General features: G+C 51.7%; 19 protein-coding genes. All 19 read right to left on the bottom strand.

What is annotated here, in order from left to right; translation table 11 throughout:
* Nucleotides 1–190: 190 nt before the first annotated feature.
* Nucleotides 191–991: a sporulation transcription factor Spo0A gene (spo0A, locus tag DW965_RS05955; protein WP_119198143.1), complete on the bottom strand. Its 801-nt coding sequence runs from the start codon at nt 989–991 to the stop codon at nt 191–193.
* 206 nt (nt 992–1,197) lie between these two features.
* Nucleotides 1,198–2,142 carry a SpoIVB peptidase gene (gene spoIVB, locus DW965_RS05950; RefSeq protein ID WP_243036442.1) on the bottom strand — a complete coding sequence of 315 codons (945 nt, stop codon included), beginning with the start codon at nt 2,140–2,142 and terminating at the stop codon, nt 1,198–1,200.
* A 38-nt stretch (nt 2,143–2,180) separates the two neighbouring features.
* Nucleotides 2,181–2,417, bottom strand: coding sequence for a hypothetical protein (locus DW965_RS05945; protein ID WP_147398772.1), 237 nt, complete (start codon nt 2,415–2,417; stop codon nt 2,181–2,183).
* A gap of 165 nt (nt 2,418–2,582) precedes the next feature.
* Nucleotides 2,583–4,274 (bottom strand): DNA repair protein RecN, encoded by a 1,692-nt coding sequence (recN, locus tag DW965_RS05940; protein WP_055218237.1) that lies wholly within the window; start codon nt 4,272–4,274, stop codon nt 2,583–2,585.
* Nucleotides 4,275–4,338: 64 nt separating this feature from the next.
* Nucleotides 4,339–4,815: an arginine repressor gene (gene argR, locus DW965_RS05935; RefSeq protein WP_022463344.1), complete on the bottom strand. Its 477-nt coding sequence runs from the start codon at nt 4,813–4,815 to the stop codon at nt 4,339–4,341.
* A gap of 29 nt (nt 4,816–4,844) precedes the next feature.
* Complete coding sequence (locus DW965_RS05930) at nt 4,845–5,702, bottom strand: NAD(+)/NADH kinase (protein WP_119198140.1); 858 nt, start codon at nt 5,700–5,702, stop codon at nt 4,845–4,847.
* 19 nt (nt 5,703–5,721) lie between these two features.
* The gene (locus tag DW965_RS05925; RefSeq protein ID WP_119188735.1) at nt 5,722–6,531 is read right to left on the bottom strand and encodes a TlyA family RNA methyltransferase; all 810 of its coding nucleotides are present in this window, start codon (nt 6,529–6,531) and stop codon (nt 5,722–5,724) included.
* Nucleotides 6,528–8,405 carry a 1-deoxy-D-xylulose-5-phosphate synthase gene (gene dxs / locus DW965_RS05920; protein WP_118699899.1) on the bottom strand — a complete coding sequence of 626 codons (1,878 nt, stop codon included), beginning with the start codon at nt 8,403–8,405 and terminating at the stop codon, nt 6,528–6,530. Before dxs ends, DW965_RS05925 begins: the two co-directional genes overlap by 4 nt.
* An 11-nt stretch (nt 8,406–8,416) precedes the next feature.
* Nucleotides 8,417–9,331 (bottom strand): polyprenyl synthetase family protein, encoded by a 915-nt coding sequence (locus tag DW965_RS05915; protein ID WP_330420947.1) that lies wholly within the window; start codon nt 9,329–9,331, stop codon nt 8,417–8,419.
* Entirely contained in the window at nt 9,309–9,554 is a 246-nt protein-coding gene (xseB, locus tag DW965_RS05910; protein WP_226906307.1) for an exodeoxyribonuclease VII small subunit, read from the bottom strand. Before xseB ends, DW965_RS05915 begins: the two co-directional genes overlap by 23 nt.
* 22 nt (nt 9,555–9,576) lie before the next feature.
* Nucleotides 9,577–10,803 carry an exodeoxyribonuclease VII large subunit gene (gene xseA / locus DW965_RS05905; RefSeq protein ID WP_022463350.1) on the bottom strand — a complete coding sequence of 409 codons (1,227 nt, stop codon included), beginning with the start codon at nt 10,801–10,803 and terminating at the stop codon, nt 9,577–9,579.
* A complete protein-coding gene (gene nusB / locus DW965_RS05900) occupies nt 10,793–11,230 on the bottom strand; it encodes a transcription antitermination factor NusB (protein ID WP_022463351.1) in 438 nt (145 codons plus the stop codon). The genes xseA and nusB overlap by 11 nt, the downstream gene beginning before the upstream one ends.
* A gap of 127 nt (nt 11,231–11,357) precedes the next feature.
* On the bottom strand, nt 11,358–11,750 hold the full coding sequence (locus DW965_RS05895) for an Asp23/Gls24 family envelope stress response protein (RefSeq protein WP_022463352.1): 393 nt from the start codon (nt 11,748–11,750) through the stop codon (nt 11,358–11,360).
* Between the two features lie 70 nt (nt 11,751–11,820).
* Nucleotides 11,821–12,693: an L-serine ammonia-lyase, iron-sulfur-dependent, subunit alpha gene (sdaAA, locus tag DW965_RS05890; protein ID WP_118749862.1), complete on the bottom strand. Its 873-nt coding sequence runs from the start codon at nt 12,691–12,693 to the stop codon at nt 11,821–11,823.
* A complete protein-coding gene (gene sdaAB, locus DW965_RS05885) occupies nt 12,683–13,366 on the bottom strand; it encodes an L-serine ammonia-lyase, iron-sulfur-dependent subunit beta (RefSeq protein ID WP_055218253.1) in 684 nt (227 codons plus the stop codon). Before sdaAB ends, sdaAA begins: the two co-directional genes overlap by 11 nt.
* 38 nt (nt 13,367–13,404) lie before the next feature.
* Nucleotides 13,405–14,997, bottom strand: coding sequence for a peptide chain release factor 3 (locus DW965_RS05880; RefSeq protein WP_022462532.1), 1,593 nt, complete (start codon nt 14,995–14,997; stop codon nt 13,405–13,407).
* A gap of 107 nt (nt 14,998–15,104) precedes the next feature.
* Nucleotides 15,105–15,623 (bottom strand): DUF4364 family protein, encoded by a 519-nt coding sequence (locus DW965_RS05875; protein WP_022462531.1) that lies wholly within the window; start codon nt 15,621–15,623, stop codon nt 15,105–15,107.
* Nucleotides 15,620–16,567, bottom strand: coding sequence for a TIGR01212 family radical SAM protein (locus tag DW965_RS05870; protein WP_118749863.1), 948 nt, complete (start codon nt 16,565–16,567; stop codon nt 15,620–15,622). The genes DW965_RS05875 and DW965_RS05870 overlap by 4 nt, the downstream gene beginning before the upstream one ends.
* 14 nt (nt 16,568–16,581) lie before the next feature.
* On the bottom strand, nt 16,582–17,904 hold the full coding sequence (locus tag DW965_RS05865; RefSeq protein ID WP_022462529.1) for a replication-associated recombination protein A: 1,323 nt from the start codon (nt 17,902–17,904) through the stop codon (nt 16,582–16,584).
* Nucleotides 17,905–17,919: the final 15 nt, after the last annotated feature.

The following is a 17,919-nucleotide window of genomic DNA, read 5'->3' as shown; positions in this document are numbered from 1 at the left end:
AAAGAATCCTCCTGTAATTTCATGCTGATTATCGCATCTTTGTTTTTCTGTAATTCCTTCCTTTTTGTCACGATCCTATGAAACGCGAAAGGATAATCAACGTCCTGTCTGTATTATACCGTACTTTGTCCAGAAAAAAAAGTCTAAACTTCTGTAATTTCTCCGTTTGTTCGGATTTTTTTGTTACTTTTTACTGATTTTTCAGTTCAAGACGTATTTTATCTGCAATTAATGCAATAAATTCAGAATTTGTCGGTTTACCCTTGCGGTTGTTCACGGTATAGCCGAACAGCTCGTCGATTGTGTCCATTTTGCCGCGGCTCCAGGCCACTTCAATCGCATGGCGGATGGCACGCTCGACACGACTTGACGTTGTCTGGTGGCGTTTCGCGATGGTCGGATAGAGAATCTTGGTAATGGAATTGAGCATTTCCGTGTCCTCTACGGAAAGCAGAATCGCATCGCGCAGGTACTGGTATCCTTTGATATGGGCAGGAACGCCGATCTCGTGGATCATATTTGTCACATCGATTTCCAGACTGTTTTCCGGTGGACAGATCGGCTCTTTTCCGGAGTTTGTAAAATTTCTTGGATGGTATCTTCTTACTGCTGTCATTCCTTTTGTTGCTTTGATCCGGTTCAGAAGAGTTTCGTTGTCGAACGGTTTTAAGACGTAATAGTAAGCACCGAGCCGGAACGCATCTTCGGTGATCCTCTCCTCTCCTACGGCGGAGACAACGATAAAGGCAGGTCTTTTTTTCAGATTTTTATCCTCATTGACTTTCTCCATTACAGTCAGACCATCCATCTTCGGCATGAAAATGTCAAGCAGTACGACGTCCGGTTCTTTGTCGCGGATGATACTGTAGATATCATTTCCGTTTCCGGTCTGCCCGATCAGTTCAAGCGTGTCATCCTGTTTTATGACGTTCCCAAGCATTTCCTGCATGCGTTCGTTATCATCCGCGATGGCAATGTTGATCTTTTCCATAAAGCTCTCCTTTGCAAAAACTCATAGTCTTTCCGGAATTTCACTGCATCCGTTTTCTTCTGAACTTTTTCCAATCACACAGACATTATAATTTTATTTTTTCGCATTTTCAATATATTTCCCGTAATTTTTTGAAAATTCGATCGACATTTTCCGTAAAAATTCGGAAGTTTGTAACAATTTCAACCAAATTAACGCATATTTTTTCAGTTCCGTGCAAGCATGTTTTCCGCAAAGACACCGTAGCCTTTTTCTGGATGGTTTACGAAAACATGGGTAATGGCGCCGATCAGCCTTCCGTTCTGGAGCACCGGCGAGCCGGAATTTCCCTGTACGATGCCGCCGGTTTTCTGCAGCAGCCGTTGATCGGTAATTTCGAGCACAAAATTTTTGTTCGTATTCTCGCTTCCAAGATCGATTTCCGTAATCTCCGCCTCATACTCTTCTACCGTATTGTCCACGCACATCCGCACGGTGGCCGGGCCCGTCTCGATCTCCTGCCGGTAGGCAATTTCCGTCACGGTAAGCGGCAGTGCACTGCTTTTTTCCCTGTCCAGAACGCCGTGGATACCGTAGATGGTATTCTCCGCCACTGACCCGATACGGTTCTTTTCTTCGTAATGGATCACGCCCTGCAGTTCACCCGGTACACCCGCTTTTCCCGGGATCACAGACAGAATCTGTGTCAGATACAGTTCTCCGCCGTTCAATTGGAGCATTTTTCCGGTATCGATATCACTGATTCCATGGCCGAGCGCTGCAAAGGTTCCGTCCGGTTCCACGAAAGTCAGTGTTCCGATTCCCTGCATATTGTCGCGGACCCAGGCCCCGAGGCGGCAGGTGCCGTCCTGGCTTTTCTGCGGTGTCACCTGCACTTCGATCGTTTCCCCGTCCCGAAGCAGGGAAAGACACACCGGGGAACCGTTTGATACTTTTACTGCATCAATCAGATCCTGCTTGCTGCGGATGCTCTGTCCGTTTACTTTTGTGATATAGTCGCCTTCCCGCAGAATATTTTCTGACGGACGGCTGACGGTTCCGTCGGACGAACGGATTTCGGCTGTACGGATCACCATCACACCGTCGGTCTCCATATAGATACCGACCGGCGCTCCGCAGACGGCAACTTTCGGCCGTTCTTCCTGGATCACACGGATCTTTTTCAGCGGGATCCCGGCGGCGGAACATTCTACAACCGTTTCACCCGTTTCTCCGAATCGGTTTTTTCTGCTTCCTTCGTATCTTCCGAAATCGTCAGAAGCGGATGTTTCGTGAGCGGCTGAAACGGGCTTTCGCTGTTCTCATCCACATACATCGTATCCGGCAGGGATTCGCGCATGGCATCGTAGCCAAGAAGAACGGCGAGGATCAGAAACAGCGCCGCCAGCGCAAGCAGGACTCTTCGGTATTTTTGTTTTCTCGTCATTTGCATTCCCATCCTTTCCGCCGCAGGGCAGAACTGCGGCATTTCTTTTGTTTTCGCGGCGGTCGTCAAGTTCTCGTGCAGGCACGGACTTTGACTCGCCGCCCGCGAAAAAGAGGGAAACCACGCTTTGTTTCGTGATTTCCCTCTTAGTATGCGGACTTCTCTTTATTTGAGTCTTGCAGATTTTTGTACCTGTGCCAATTCCTTCATCTCGCTGGCATTTGCCAGAACAGAATCCGTAATTTTCGCGCCGCCGAGCATTCTTGCCAGTTCTCTGACAGAATCTTCCTCGGATAATGGATGGATCGATGTGACGGTCTCGTTTTCTTCGACGTTTTTTTCGATTTCAAAATGAGAATCTGCCATCGCTGCGATCTGCGGCAGATGGGTGATGCAGATGACCTGATGGCGCTGCCCGATCTGTGCCATTTTTTCGGAAACCTTCTGCGCCGTCCTTCCGCTGATTCCGGTGTCGATTTCATCGAAAATCAGGGTTTCTGTCTCGTCGCGGTCGGCAAGAATCGTCTTGATTGCAAGCATGATTCGCGACAATTCACCGCCGGAAACAACTTTCGCCAGCGGACGGATCGCTTCGCCCGGGTTTGTGGAGATTAAGAACTCCACAGCATCGGTTCCGTTTTCGGTGTAGCTTTTTGTCTTTTCAAATGAAATTTCAAATGCGACATGCAGGAAATTCAGGTCGCGCAGACCTTCGATAATCTGTGTTTCGAGCCGTTTTGCATAGTTTCTGCGGATTTTGGACAGATTATGTGCGGCCGCATCCAGTTTCTGCTCCGTTTTCTGTAACTGCTCCTGCAGTGCGGCACGGCAGCTCTCAAAGTTTTCCAGTTTTTCCAGTTTTTTCTGCTGTTCTTCGCGATATGCGGTGATCTCTTCCATCGTCTTTCCATACTTTGCTTTCAGGCGGTTGATCTCATCGAGCCGCTTTTCCGTCTCGTAATACTCTTCTTCGGAAAAGGTCAGTTCGGAAAGATATGCGGAAATTTCGCGGTTGAAATCATTCAGCAGTCCGTCAATATCGGAAAGGGTCTGCGACGGACCGGAAAGTGCATCGTCGTACACCGCGGCCTGCTGCAGCTCCCGGATTGCGCGGCCGACCTGCTCCCCGGCGCTGTTCTCTGCACCGTAGCCGGTGATCGCATATACCGTCTGCAGAGATTCCGCGATCTTTTTCGCATGGCCCATTTTCCGGTACGCAGTTTCCAACGCTTCGTCCTCGCCCTCTTTTAGCTCTGCCTGATCAATCTCGTTGATTTCAAACGTAAGAAATGCTGCCTCCCGCTTTCTTGCCTCCTCGTCGAGTTCGTACGCCGAGAGCTCCTTTCGGACATTCTTCCACTCCTGGTACAGCGCCCGGACCTCTCCTTTTGCCGTGGCCGCCTCGGTTCCCGCAAACGCGTCAAGAATCGCGATCTGCCGGTCCGGATAGAGCAGCGACTGGTGCTCATGCTGGCCGTGGATGTCGAGCAGCAGGGACGCAAGAGCTTTTACCTGCGAGATATTGCATGCCTCGCCATTGATGCGGCAGACGCTGCGGGATCCGGTGATCTTTCTGGAAATAATCACCTGACCCTCCTCCGCCTCGAGATCCATCTCTTTTAACAGCTCCAGCACATGCGGATTTTCGGTTTCAAAGACCAGTTCCACCAGCGCGCTTGTCTCTCCCGTCCGGATCATCTCGCGGGATATCTTCTTTCCAAGCGCCGCGTTGATCGAACCGATCAGGATGGATTTTCCGGCTCCGGTTTCTCCGGTCAGTATATTCAGGCCCGGACCGAACTCCACTTCCGCTTCGTCGATCAGGGCCAGATTTTTTACGTGTAAGTTTGTGAGCATTCTTTTCCTCCGGTGTCACACCTGCTGTCATCTTTTTGTCTCTTTTTGCAGAGACGTGCGTTCTTTAGAACTCTTCGCCCGTCTCCTCCATGCCGTCCACCATTTTTTTCAGTCGTTCTGCTGCCACAAGCGCCGCATCATCGTCTCTTGCCACGCAGAGAATCGTATCGTCTCCGCCGATGCAGCCGACAATTTCATTCCAGTTCATCTCATCGAAAGCCGCTGCCGCCGCCATCGCCATTCCAGACACGGTTTTGATGACCAGAATATTCTTGGCAAGATCAACGGAAATATACGCGTCTTTTAACACGCGCGCATAGCGGCTCCCAACCTCGGACGGTGCGTTCTGCAGAACCGCATAGCGGCTTCCGCCGTTCTCTTTTGGTACTTTTGTGAGCTTCAGCTGGCGGATATCCCTCGAAATCGTCGCCTGCGTTACGGCAAAGCCGCTCTCCTCCAGCTTCTTTGCCAGCTCCTCCTGTGTTTCAATGTCATATTGGTTAATTAATTTGATAATCTGTGCATGTCTCGCGATTTTCATTTCAAGCATCCTTCCCCAGTAACTATATCTTAAATGTTTGCCATTTTCTTTCTTAATGTCTCCAGAAAACTGATGTTGCTGATCTTCACAATCAGAGTATCCCGTCTGGCCTTTTTGATCACGATCCGGTCGCCGGTTTTCATCGGAACGCGGGTGCCGCCGTCAAAATATGCCATGCCCTGTTCAATGCCGCCGTCTCTCGAAGGCCCGAGCTCCACCTCGATCACATCCTCTGCCGGAAAGACAATGCTTCTCGTATTCAGGGTGTGCGGGGCAAGCGGTGTCATCAGCATCAGGCTGGCTGACGGTGAGATGATCGGGCCGCCCGCGGAGAGGCTGTAGCCGGTCGAACCGGTCGGCGTTGCGATGATAATGCCGTCGGCGCTGTAGGAATTTAAAAACTCCCCGTTGACGTAATTGTCGAACCGGACGACACGCAGGTTTCCCTCACGGGTGATCGTAATGTCGTTGAGTGCCGCGTCCTCCGCAATCAGCTTTCCGTCCCGGTAAATCGATCCGCAGAGCATCATGCGGTGCTCAATCGTATACTCATCTGCCATCAGATGATCCAGCGCCGGATAAAGCGTGTCACGGTCGATTTCCGCAAGATAGCCGAGCGTTCCCAGATTGATGCCGAGCAGTGGAATCTGTAAATCCACCACGTCGCCTGCTGCCTGCAGAAGCGTGCCGTCACCACCGAGCACCAGAATGCCGTCGATATCTGACGGAACCTTCGCCGGATCCGTATAATGGTATTTTTCCCCTTTTTCGCTGTTATCGCAGAGAAGACACGTTTTTCCGCGCTCCTCCAGATATTGCCTGATCTGGTCTGTCACGGTAAGGTCCGGGTCTTTTGCTCTGTTTGTGATCAGGTAAAATCGCTCCATATCATGCTCCTTAACCCTTTTATTTATCCAGTGTATCGTGTGCGCTCTTTACAACGGCGTCTACATCGACATTGGTCTCTTCCTCTGTCACGCCGTCCGGCAGCCGGACAAGATGAACGAGATACTCGATATTTCCCTCCGGTCCTTTGATCGGAGAAAATTCCAGATGGCGCACGCCGAAGGAAATGCTTTTCGCATAGGAAATGACCATCTCAATGACTTCTTTGTGTACAGCCGGATCACGGACAACACCCTTTTTGCCGACTTTTTCGCGTCCTGCCTCAAACTGCGGCTTGATCAGAGCTGCAATTTCGCCGTTCTCTTCCATCAGATTCCGGACCGGAAGCAGCACCTTGGTCAGGGAGATAAACGATACGTCGATCGATACGAAGGACGGTCTCTCCTCGATATCCTCCGTCACGACGTAACGGATGTTCGTGCGCTCCATACAGACAACGCGCGGATCGTTCCGCAGCTTCCAGTCGAGCTGGCCGTGGCCGACATCCACGGAATATACCTTGACGGCGCCGTTCTGCAGCATACAGTCGGTAAAGCCGCCGGTGGATGCTCCGACATCCATGCAGACCTTTCCATCCAGGGTAAGGTCAAAGTTTTTCATTGCTTTCTCTAACTTTAAGCCGCCGCGGCTCACATACGGCAGTGGTTTTCCTTTTAAGACAATCTCCACTTCTTCCGGGAACATGGAACCGGCTTTGTCCTCCCGCTCATTGTCCACCAGAACTTCTCCTGCCATAATCATGGCTTTCGCTTTTTCCCGCGATGCGGCAAGGCCCCGTTCTACCAGTAATACATCTAATCGTTTTTTCATCTTTCTTCCTGCCCCCGTTTTCTATAGTATTCCTCAATTCTGCCGCAGATATCTTCCGGCGTAAAGCCGACCTGTTTCATCTGGTATGATACACTTCCGTGCGGAATAAAGCGGTCCGGCAGTGCAATGATCTCCACGCCGAACGGAAGGTCTTCTTCCTCGGCAAAAGCAAGGACGCGCTCTCCAAAGCCGCCGTCTTTTACATTTTCCTCGAGTGTTACGACAAGCTCATACGTATCGGCAAAGCTTCGAAGAAGTTCTTCATCGATTGGTTTGACGAACCGCGCATTCACAAGCGCCGCATCCATATCCATCCGCTCTTTTAACTGTTTCTGCACTTCTTCTGCCATTTTTACCATACTGCCGACGGCAAGAAGTGCAACACGGCTTCCCTCATGGATCACTTCTGATTTTCCGAGGCAGATGGGCGCACGGAACTCTTTTAATCCCGTATACGCTTCCCCTCTCGGGTAGCGCACCGCGATCGGGCCGTCGTAATCGACCGCAAATTTGATCATATCCGAAAGCTCCCAGAGGTTCTTCGGTGCAAGAATTGTCATATTCGGCATCGAACCCAGATAGGAAAGGTCGAAAATGCCGTGGTGTGTCTCCCCGTCGTAGCCCACAAGACCGGCGCGGTCAATCGCAAAGACGACATGGAGATTCTGCATACAGACGTCATGCATGATCTGATCGTACGCCCGCTGCAGGAATGAAGAATAAATCGCAACGACAGGCGTAATGCCGCCGAGTGACAGTGCCGCTGCAAATGTCACCGCGTGCTCTTCTGCGATTCCCACATCGAAACAGCGGTCCGGGAACATGTTGGAGAAGCGTTTCAGTCCGACACCGGTCATCATCGCCGCCGTGACTGCCGCAACATCCTTTCTTCGATCTCCCATTTTCCGCATGACTGTGGAAAAGACATCCGTGTACGTCGGATTGGATTTTCCAACCGGCAATCCTGTTTTCACATCGAACGGACCCGCACCGTGGAATCTTGCCGGGTGGCGCATCGCCGGCTCATAGCCGCGGCCCTTCTGTGTCAGGACATGCACCAGAATCGGTCCTTCAAACCGTTTTGCTTCCTGGAAGGTCTTGATCAGCTGAGGAATGTTGTGGCCGTCCACAGGACCTAAATACGTAAGTCCCATATCCTCAAACAGCATGCCCGGAATGATGATCTGTTTGATGCTGCTTTTCGTCTTCCGCATCGCATCCACCATGCCAGGTCCGATGCCCGGAATGCGGTTCAATGCCTTTGTGACGTCCATCTTGAAATCCGTGTACGCCGATGCCGTCCGAAGGCCGGACAGGTACGATGACATACCGCCGACATTCTCGGTGATCGACATTTCGTTGTCATTTAAAACGATAATAAAATTCGATTTCAGGCTGGCCGCATTGTTCAGCGCCTCGTACGCCATGCCGCCGGTCAGCGCACCATCTCCGATGATCGAAACAACGGAATAATTTTCTTTTTTCAGTTCCCGTGCACGCACATAGCCGACGCCTGCGGAAATCGAGGTCGAGCTGTGGCCGGTGTCAAATACATCGCAGTCACTCTCGCTCCGCTTCGGGAATCCGCTGATGCCGCCTTCCCGGCGCAGCGTTTCAAACCCGTCTTTCCGCCCGGTCAGAATCTTGTGCGTGTAGGACTGGTGTCCCACATCCCAGATCAGCTTGTCTTTTGGAAGATCGAAGACGCGGTGCATCGCAATCGTCAGTTCCACGACACCAAGATTGGACGCCAGATGGCCGCCGGTTTTACTCAAAGACTCGATAATAAATTCCCGGATTTCCTCTGCAAGCGCCGGAAGCTGGTCCGCCGGAATCTTCTTAATATCGTTTGGTTTCTGTATTTTTTCTAACATGAAATCATCCCTTACTTTTTTCTGGAAGTCAGAGATTCAAACAGCTCTTCCAGAAATATTTTATCTCCCGGACAGGACAGATTTTTCAGTTCGTCTACGGCCTCTTTCGTGAGCCGTTTTACCTCCTGCTCCGCCCCGTCTGTGCCAAACATCGTCACATACGTTGTTTTTTCATTCTTTTCATCACTGAAAACCGGCTTTCCAAGCTCCTCCATCGTGGATGTGACATCCAGGATGTCGTCCCGGATCTGGAACGCGATTCCGACTTTGGAGGCAATCCGGCAGAGCGCGTCAAGATCATCGTCGTTTGCTCCTGCAAGTGCCGCACCTGCCATCATGGCAGCCTCTAAAAGCGCCGAAGTCTTGTTCTCGTAAATGTAGTCCAGCATCTCACGGTCGATGGCGAAATGGCCGGCTTTTTCATTCATCACGTCAACACTCTGACCGCCCAACATGCCGGAAATTCCGGTTTTCTGACAGAGAATGCCAAAAGCACGCACTACGCGGTCGGTGTGCTCCTCCAGTGGAAAGGCTTTCCAGGCTGTCTCGTATGCATAGTTTAAAAGGGCGTCTCCTGCCAGCACGCCGACGGCCTCCCCGAAGACGACATGGGTCGTTTTTCTGCCGCGGCGGTAATCGTCGTTGTCGATCGCAGGGAGATCATCGTGGATCAGGGAATGGGTGTGAATCATCTCCATGGCTGCCATAAATGGTTTTACAGCCTCCCCGGTTCCGCCGAACAGACAGAAACTCTCCTGCAAAAGCAGCGGACGAAGCCTCTTTCCGCCCGCTGTCATACTGTAATTCATGGCTTTTGCCAGTTCCTTTGCAAAGCCTTCCTCTTTCGGCAGGTAAGCGGCAATGATACTTTCCGCTTCCCGCGTTTTTTCTTCGAGTACCGCTTTAAAATTCTCTGAATGTTCCATCCTCATTCATCTGGAGCATTTTTTTCTCGACGCGGTCAATTTTCTGACTGCATTCGTTCAAAAGCTCCATTCCCTCCTTGTATAAACGAAAGGAGTCTTCCAGGCTGACATCGCTGCTCTCCAGCGTTTCGAGCATCTGATCCAGTTTTCCAAATGCTGCTTCCAGTGTCTCACCGGAAGGGGTTCCTTCTTCTTTTCTCTCTTCTGCTTCCATATTTCCCATGTTTTCTCGATTCTCTGCTTTTTCACGATTGTTCCATCCAGGATACGGCCGATGTCTTCTCTGCGCGCGCTGTGATCTTTCCGTCTGATACACAGATTTCGAGCAGATCACCTTCTTTGACATCCTGCACCGAAGTGATGGCTTTTCCTTCTTTTTCCACGTAGGAATAGCCCTGGTTCAGCTTGTCCAGCGGGGACAGACCCTTCATCGCCTGAATGTAAAGGGCAAGGCGGTGGCGCGCTTCTTTGAGCTTTTCTTCCATCGCATCTGTATACCGACGCTCCAGCTCGGCGTGGCGTGCTCTCTGGTCACGGATCTTATTTTCCGGTCCGAGATACTTCCACTTTGTCTCGTACTGCAGAAGGCGGCTTCTCGCTCTCTGCGTCTGGTTTGCCATCGCATGGTTCATGCGGCTTTTATAATTTTCCAGTGTGTTGAGTACCGCGCGGACATCAGCGACCGCCAGCTCCGCCGCTGCGGACGGGGTCGGGGCGCGCAGATCTGCCACGAAATCGATGATCGTTGTGTCGGTCTCATGGCCGACGGCGGAGATCACCGGCGTATGGCAGGAAAAAACGGCACGCGCTACTTTTTCCTCATTGAACGCCCAAAGATCCTCGATCGAACCGCCTCCGCGGCCCACGATCAGCACATCCAGATTCAGTGCGTCCAGACGGCGGATGCCCTCCACGATGCTGTCCGCCGCTCCCTCTCCCTGCACCAGGGCCGGGTAGAGGATGATCTGGACAAAGGGATTCCGGCGGAGTGCAATGTTTTTGATATCCTGTACAGCAGCTCCCGTCGGTGCTGTGACAACGCCGATTTTCTTTACATACGCAGGAATCGGCTGCTTGTACTCCGGGGCAAACATGCCCATCTCTTCCAGTTCTGCTTTTAGGGCCAGATACTTTTCGTATAAAAGGCCGGCGCCCTCTTTTGTGATCTCTTTTGCATAGATCTGATACTTTCCGTCCCGCTCATAGACGCTGATGCTGCCGCCGACAATCACGTTATCGCCGTCCCGCATCGGGAAGGCAAGGCCGCGCCGCGAACCGGCGAACATGACACAGGAAATGGTTCCTTCCGCATCTTTTAAGGAAAAATAGATGTGGCCGGACGGATGGTATTTACAGTTGCTTACTTCTCCGCTGACGTAAATCCGGCGGAGCATATAGTCCTGGTCAAAGATGTTTTTGATGTATGAATTGACCTGGCCTACGGTGTAAACATTCTGATTTTTATTTCTCATCTTCTTCTCTTGCCAGTTTTCCAAGAATACCGTTGATAAAGGACGGAGACTGGTCTCTGCCGAAGCGTTTTGCCAGCTCAACGGCCTCGTTGATGGCTACACCGACCGGAACGTCCTCGTCGAATTTCATCTCGTAAACGGCAAGACGCAGGATCGCCAGGTCTACTTTTCCCATACGGGTCGTTTTCCAGCCCTCGGAAGTACGGTTCAGCATCTCGTCGATTTCCGGGATGTGCTCGGTCACATGATGGTATTTCTCTTCCATATAGGTCTGATCTTTTTCGCTTACGGTTACTTCTTCATCCTCGTCGTTGTCGTCAGAGTACGTAAAGTAAAGAGACATCTGCTGCGGCATCTCCTCTTTCTCCTGGAACTCTGCGGTATAGAGAAGTTTAAAAATATTTTCGCGAAGTTTGCTTCTGTTCATTGTCTGTTTTAATTCCTTCCTGTATAGTTAATTAACTATTTTTCTTCCATTTCATCTGGCTCTGAATAGTTAACAAGAACCGCGGGGTTGTAAGGGGTCGCCTTATTCCCTCGCGGTTCGTTGTTTTTTATTTCGTCTGTTCCATATTCACGCCTGCAATGGCTACATTGACATCGGAAACTTCCAGGCCTGTCATATTCTCGATCGCTGTTTTTACTTTTTCCTGTACGTTTTTGCAGGTTGCCGGAATCTCGTATCCATATTTGAGATTGAGGGCAAGATCCACGCAGACAACGCCGTCGAGTACATCAACTTTGACACCCTTGGAAAGATTTTTCATGCCAAGCTTGCTGACTAATTCGTTGGTAATATTTCCGGCCATGGAGGCTACCCCGTCCACTTCCGTTGCCGCAAGTCCTGCGATAATAGCTACCACCTCGTCTGCAATCTGCACGGTTCCGATTCCTTCGTCATCATATATCGTATAAGTGTTTCTTTTCTGAATTTTTGCCTCTGCCATCTTAAAGAACCTCCTCCTTGGCTGACTTTCCTTTATTATACCAAAAGTTTTCCGAAAATAAAAGTTTTTTTTATTCTTCTTCCTGTGCCGCGCACCACTCGCGTGCTGCCGGCGTGTTGGCAAGGCCGCCCTGGCCGGTTTCGCGCAGACTCGGATGCATCTGGTCGCCGACTTCCCGCATCGCATCGATCACCTGATCCGGCGGAATGCGGCTTATGATTCCCGCAAGTGCCATGTCCGCCGCAGAAAGTGCATTCACGGAACCGATCACATTCCGCTTGACGCACGGGACCTCGACAAGACCGCCGACCGGGTCACACACGAGACCGAGCAGGTTCTTTAATGCCATCGCTGCCGCATGCGTGATCTGGGACGGAGTGCCGCCGCCAAGTGCGGTCAGTGCGCCTGCCGCCATCGCGCTTGCTGTTCCGATTTCGGCCTGGCAGCCGCCGGAAGCGCCCGCAATGTAGGCCCGCGCCGCAACGACCTGGCCGATACCGGCTGCCGTGTAGAGCGCACGCACGATCTGCTCATCCGCTGTCCCCTTCTCTTTCTGGTAATTCACGAGCACAGCCGGAAGCACACCGCACGCTCCTGCGGTCGGTGCTGCAACGATCCGCTTCATGCAGGCGTTTGACTCACCCATCGCAAGTGCAGATGCCATAACTTTTCCGACAAACGGTCCGCAGAGCGTGTTCCCGCTCTCGACATACGTGCGCATCGTCTTTCCGGCGCCGCCCACAAGACCGCTTCTCGACTGCAGCGAACCGTCGTAATTCCGTTCAGCGCCTTTCATGGCTTCCCACATGCCGCGCATCGTCTCAATGGACTCTTCGCGGCTTACATTTCTCTCATTCATATCGTCCAGAAGGATAACTTCATCAAACGGCAGGTCTTTTTCCTGGCACTCCCGGACAATTTCTTCCAGTGAATTATAAGACATCGTCCTCTTCTCCTTCCGTTACGTTGATGTATGTTACCTTTACAATGCCCTCAAGATGCTCCAGCCATTCCAGCGACTCTTTGGGAAGCGGCTGATCCATCTCCACGACCATGACGGCCGATCCGCCTCTCTTGTCGCGGTAGAGGGACATATTCGCAATGTTGACTGACTTATGTGCCAGCATCGACGTAACCTCGGCTACGTGGCCCGGCTGGTCCAGATTGTGGACGATCAGGGTCGGAATCTCGCAGCTGCAGTTGACATCCAGCCCGTCGAGGCGGTTGATCATGATACGGCCGCCGCCAAGGGAGCACGCCTGCACCTCGAGCGTCCGGCCGCTCTTTCCCTTTACTTCCAGAACGACGCTGTTCGGATGGGCACTCGTCAGATTGGCGATGCCGAATGAATAGGAAAGACCCATCTTCCGGGCAATTTCAAAGCTGTCCGGAATCCGCTCGTCATCCGGCCGCATGCCGAGAAGACCCGCGACGAGACCGCGGTCCGTTCCATGGCCCTTTCCCGTTGCGGCAAAGGAACCGTACATCAGTATTTTTGCTTCCACCGGCTGTTCCCCGAGAAGTTTCTGCGTCATCCATCCAATCCGCACTGCCCCCGCTGTGTGCGAACTCGACGGACCGACCATCACAGGGCCCAGAATATCGAATAAGTTCATTCCTTCTCCTTTTTAAGCGGCATCCCGCTCTTTTGTTCTTAGTTTTTGCTGAATTCGGTCAGCACAAGGTCTTTGTTTCGATCCTGTACCATGCCGACACTCCACGGATTGACAAAGAGAAGCAGCGGATTTCCCTTGAGGTCCATGACCTTCTTCATATCGGATGTACCCTGAATACGGTCCAGGTTGATCTCCTCTTTGTTTGCGATCCAGCGGATATGCTCATACGGCAGGTTCTCCAGACGGATATCCACGTTGTACTCGTTCTCCAGACGGTATTTTAAAACGTCAAACTGCAGGACGCCGACAACGCCGACGATGATCTCCTCCATGCCGCCTTTGTACTCCTGGAAAATCTGGATCGCACCTTCCTGTGCAATCTGGGAAATTCCCTTGACGAACTGTTTTCTCTTCATCGTATCGAGCTGGCGCACTCTTGCAAAATGCTCCGGCGCGAAGGTCGGAATTCCCTCGTATGCGAATTTTTTGCCCGGCATACAGATCGTATCTCCGATAGAGAAGATGCCCGGGTCAAATACACCGATGATATCGCCGGCGTATGCTTCATCAACAATATGACGGTCACTCGCCATCATCTGCTGCGGCTGGGAAAGACGCATTTTCTTTCCTCCCTGCACATGGAAGACTTCCATTCCGGCGTCGAATTTGCCGGAGCAGATGCGCATGAATGCGATACGGTCACGGTGTGCTTTGTTCATGTTTGCCTGGATTTTAAAGACAAACGCAGAGAAATCCTCTTTGACCGGATCGATTACGCCGCAGTCTGCCGTACGCGGAAGCGGCGGCATCGTCATCGTGAGGAAGTGCTGCAGGAAAGTCTCCACACCAAAGTTGGTGAGCGCAGATCCGAAGAATACCGGGGAGAGCTCTCCCTTGCTGACAAGCTCCTGGTCAAACTCTGCACTTGCGCCGTCGAGCAGCTCGATCTCATCCATGAGCTGTTCTTTCTGGTCCTCATCGACCACATCGAGAAGATGCGGATCGTCGATATCGATTTCTTCCTCGATACCTTCCTTTGTTCCCTTCATTGTATCGGAGAAGGTAAGGACTTTCTTTTTGTCACGGTCGTAAACACCACGGAATTTCTTTCCGGAACCGATCGGCCAGTTGATCGGGCAGGTTGCAATGCCGAGCTCTTTTTCAATCTCGTCGAGCAGCTCGAAGGTATCGTTCGCATCGCGGTCCATCTTGTTGATGAAGGTAAAGATCGGGATGTGGCGCATGACACAGACTTTAAACAGCTTTCTGGTCTGTGCCTCGACACCCTTCGATGCATCGATAACCATGACGGCGGAATCGGCTGCCATCAGGGTACGGTACGTATCCTCCGAGAAGTCCTGGTGTCCCGGGGTATCCAGAATGTTGATGCAGTAGCCGTCGTAATTGAACTGCAGAACGGAAGAGGTAACGGAAATACCACGCTCTTTCTCGATCTCCATCCAGTCGGATACGGCATGGCGCGCAGTCGCTTTTCCTTTTACGGAACCGGCGAGATTGATCGCTCCTCCGTACAGCAGGAATTTCTCAGTCAGTGTGGTTTTACCGGCATCCGGGTGGGAAATGATGGCAAAGGTACGCCGTCTTTCAATTTCTTTTGTATAATCAGGCACGGTTTTATCTCCTTTAGAATATAAAATCTTATTTACTATGTTTTCCATGTTTATGCTTTTTAGACATACTAATTTATTCTATTATATGCCACCATTCCTGTCAATCGTTATCTTGACAGTTCATTCATAATCGAAGCATAAATCTTCTGACTCCGGTTTTCCCAGTTGCTGCAGATCTTTTTGGCCGCCTCCTCGGACGGAACCGTCACGACAATCTCAAAAATAGTCGTCTTCCGCTCTCTTGCCTGACAGCGGACCTCGTAGTCATCTCCCGCGGTCTTGTAGTAATCGGCCACAACGGACGCTTTTTTCCGCAGTTCATAGGAGTGTTCCTTCATATAGCGGTCGATTTCCTCCCGGATTTCCGGAGAGATCTCGTTTTCGAAGAAGGAAAGCGTCTTGCTGCCCTCCTCAGTCATGTGGTAGTACGAGGTGTTGCGCACCTTCTCGATCTCGATCAGCTTTGTATCCTGCAGCTCGCTTAACGCCTCCTGGAGATGAAAGTAGTTCGTGTACTCTTTTTCCAGGATAAAATCCGAAATCTGTGTATTTGACAGCGGAAAATTCACATTCTGCAGCATGTAGAGAATAATCAGTTTGTATAACGTAAAGGATGATTCAATCACGGTGTGTTTCCTCCTTTTTCTTCGTCCAGAAGCTGTCCCTGATACGCATGTTCTTCTTTCATGCGATGATGCAGCTCATTTAAGACGGTGCGTTTTGCCTGGCTCCATGTTGGTGCAATCAGAAGATCCCCGGGGCCGTCTCCCGTCACACGGTGGATCACAAGATCGGGACGGAGGCGCCGCAGGCAGTCGATGACAAGGGTAAGATACGCCTCCTGCTCCAGCACCTCAAATTTTCCGGCCGCGTAGTCCGCCGCAAGATCCGTGTTTTTCAGCACATGAAGCAGCTGAAGCTTGATGCCGGAAATGGAAAGTCCATTCAGGTAATCCATTGTTGCAAAGACTTCTTCCTGTCCCTCCCCCGGCAGACCGAGGATCGTGTGGACAATCACGGGAATCCCCCGCCTGTGCAGCTCGTTTACTGCCTGTTCAAAACAGGAAAGCGGATAGCCCCTTCGGATATACTGTGCCGTTTTTTCATGCATCGTCTGCAGTCCCAGCTCCACCCAGACCGGTTTGATCCGGTTCAGCTCTTCTAACATAGAAAGAACCTCTTCCCCTAAGCAGTCCGGTCTCGTTCCGATCGAAAGGACCACGACCTCCTCGTCCGAAATTGCCTCCCGGAAAATTTTTTCCAGATATTCTACCGGCGCGTACGTGTTCGTATACGCCTGGAAATAGGCGATGAACTTATGCACCGGCCGCTTTTGCTGCAGGAGGGATTTCTGCTCCCGGATCTGTTCCGGGATGGATTTGTTTCTGTCCCCGGCAAAATCACCGGAGCCGCCCGCACTGCAGAAAATGCAGCCCCGGTCACCGCAGGTGCCGTCCCGGTTCGGACACGTCATCCCCCCGTCGAGCGAGAGCTTGTACACTTTTTCCCCGAACGTCTTTTTCAGATAGGCGTCCAGCGAATAATACGGCTTTCCAAGCCAGTCTGTCATGATTTCTTCCCCTTTTATTCGATGTCTTTTCCAATTTTTTTGAAGTTTTCCCGGATCTTCTGCTCATAGCCGTTCGTTCCAAGATGAAGGAAACGGCTTCCTAAGATCTCGTCCGGCAGATACTGCTGCTCGACGTAGTGATTCGGGTAATCATGTGCATACTGATAGCCTTGACCGTGGCCGAGTTTGGCAGAACCTTTGTAATGGGCGTCCTGCAGATGCGGCGGAACCGACGTCCGCACACTTCCGACCGTCTTCATCGCCGCAAAGACTGCCTCGCACGAAGAATTACTCTTCGGTGCACAGGCAACATACGTGGCTGCCTCCGCCAGAATAATCTGCGCCTCCGGCATGCCGACGCGTTCCACGGCAAGGGACGCGGAAACTGCTACATTTAAGGCATTCGGATCGGCAAGGCCGACATCCTCCGCCGCGCAGATCATGATGCGGCGGGCGATAAACTTGATATCCTCCCCGGCATACAGCATTTTGGCCAGATAAAAGACCGCCGCATCCGGGTCAGAACCGCGCATGCTCTTGATAAATGCAGAGATCGTATCGTAATGCTGATCGCCCGTCTTGTCGTACCGCACGACGCGCTTCTGGATGCACTCCGATGCCGTTTCGAGATCGATATGGATTTTTCCGTCCGCCTGACGTTCCGTCGAGAGGACGCCCAGCTCGATTGCATTTAAGGCCGCTCTCGCGTCACCGCCTGCGATGTCGGCGAGGAACTCTTTTGCATCCGCATCGAGCACAACGTTGTACGTCCCGAGCCCCTTTACCGGGTCCGTCACCGCGCGCTCCAGCAGTTTTTCGATGTCCTCTTTTTCGAGCGGCTTTAATTCAAAGATAATGGAACGCGAAATCAGCGCCCCGTTGACCTCGAAATACGGGTTTTCCGTCGTCGCGCCAATCAGAACGAGTGTGCCGTCCTCCACAAACGGAAGCAGATAATCCTGTTGCCCCTTGTTGAAGCGGTGGATCTCGTCGACAAAAAGAATCGTCTTTTTGCCGTACATGCCGATCCGCTGCTGCGCTTCTTTTACGACTTCTTCCATATCCTTTTTGCCGGCTGTCGTGGCATTCAGCTGGGTAAACTCTGCGCTTGTCGTGTTGGCGATGACGCGGGCAAGCGTCGTTTTTCCCGTTCCCGGAGGGCCGTAGAAAATGACGGAGCCGAGTTTATCCGCCTTGATCGCACGGTACAACAGCTTTCCAGGGCCGATGATGTGCTCCTGTCCAACCACCTCGTCCAGCGTTGTCGGGCGCATGCGCGATGCGAGGGGGGACTCTTTTTCCATTGTGGTTTCTTTCATATAATCAAACAAATCCATGTATTTTTCACCCCA

It is taken from the genome of Blautia sp. AM47-4, assembly GCF_003479865.1.
Lineage (GTDB): Bacteria > Bacillota > Clostridia > Lachnospirales > Lachnospiraceae > Fusicatenibacter > Fusicatenibacter saccharivorans.
The sequence above is the reverse complement of the archived record's forward strand: the minus strand, read 5'-3'. Positions and strand labels throughout refer to the sequence as shown.

Bases quoted from the DNA above. Each gene is read 5' to 3' on its own strand.
- xseB (WP_226906307.1), bottom strand. From the start codon at position 9,554: ATGGGAAATATGGAAGCAGAAGAGAGAAAAGAAGAAGGAACCCCTTCC.
- sdaAA (WP_118749862.1), bottom strand. From the start codon at position 12,693: ATGTCTTATAATTCACTGGAAGAAATTGTCCGGGAGTGCCAGGAAAAA.
- xseA (WP_022463350.1), bottom strand. From the start codon at position 10,803: ATGAGAAATAAAAATCAGAATGTTTACACCGTAGGCCAGGTCAATTCA.
- DW965_RS05865 (WP_022462529.1), bottom strand. From the start codon at position 17,904: ATGGATTTGTTTGATTATATGAAAGAAACCACAATGGAAAAAGAGTCC.
- DW965_RS05870 (WP_118749863.1), bottom strand. From the start codon at position 16,567: ATGACAGACTGGCTTGGAAAGCCGTATTATTCGCTGGACGCCTATCTG.
- DW965_RS05895 (WP_022463352.1), bottom strand. From the start codon at position 11,750: ATGGCAGAGGCAAAAATTCAGAAAAGAAACACTTATACGATATATGAT.
- DW965_RS05915 (WP_330420947.1), bottom strand. From the start codon at position 9,331: ATGGAACATTCAGAGAATTTTAAAGCGGTACTCGAAGAAAAAACGCGG.
- DW965_RS05930 (WP_119198140.1), bottom strand. From the start codon at position 5,702: ATGGAGCGATTTTACCTGATCACAAACAGAGCAAAAGACCCGGACCTT.
- DW965_RS05945 (WP_147398772.1), bottom strand. From the start codon at position 2,417: ATGACGAGAAAACAAAAATACCGAAGAGTCCTGCTTGCGCTGGCGGCG.
- sdaAB (WP_055218253.1), bottom strand. From the start codon at position 13,366: ATGAACTTATTCGATATTCTGGGCCCTGTGATGGTCGGTCCGTCGAGT.
- nusB (WP_022463351.1), bottom strand. From the start codon at position 11,230: ATGAACAGAAGCAAACTTCGCGAAAATATTTTTAAACTTCTCTATACC.
- dxs (WP_118699899.1), bottom strand. From the start codon at position 8,405: ATGTTAGAAAAAATACAGAAACCAAACGATATTAAGAAGATTCCGGCG.
- argR (WP_022463344.1), bottom strand. From the start codon at position 4,815: ATGAAAATCGCGAGACATGCACAGATTATCAAATTAATTAACCAATAT.
- recN (WP_055218237.1), bottom strand. From the start codon at position 4,274: ATGCTCACAAACTTACACGTAAAAAATCTGGCCCTGATCGACGAAGCG.
- spo0A (WP_119198143.1), bottom strand. From the start codon at position 991: ATGGAAAAGATCAACATTGCCATCGCGGATGATAACGAACGCATGCAG.
- DW965_RS05925 (WP_119188735.1), bottom strand. From the start codon at position 6,531: ATGAAAAAACGATTAGATGTATTACTGGTAGAACGGGGCCTTGCCGCA.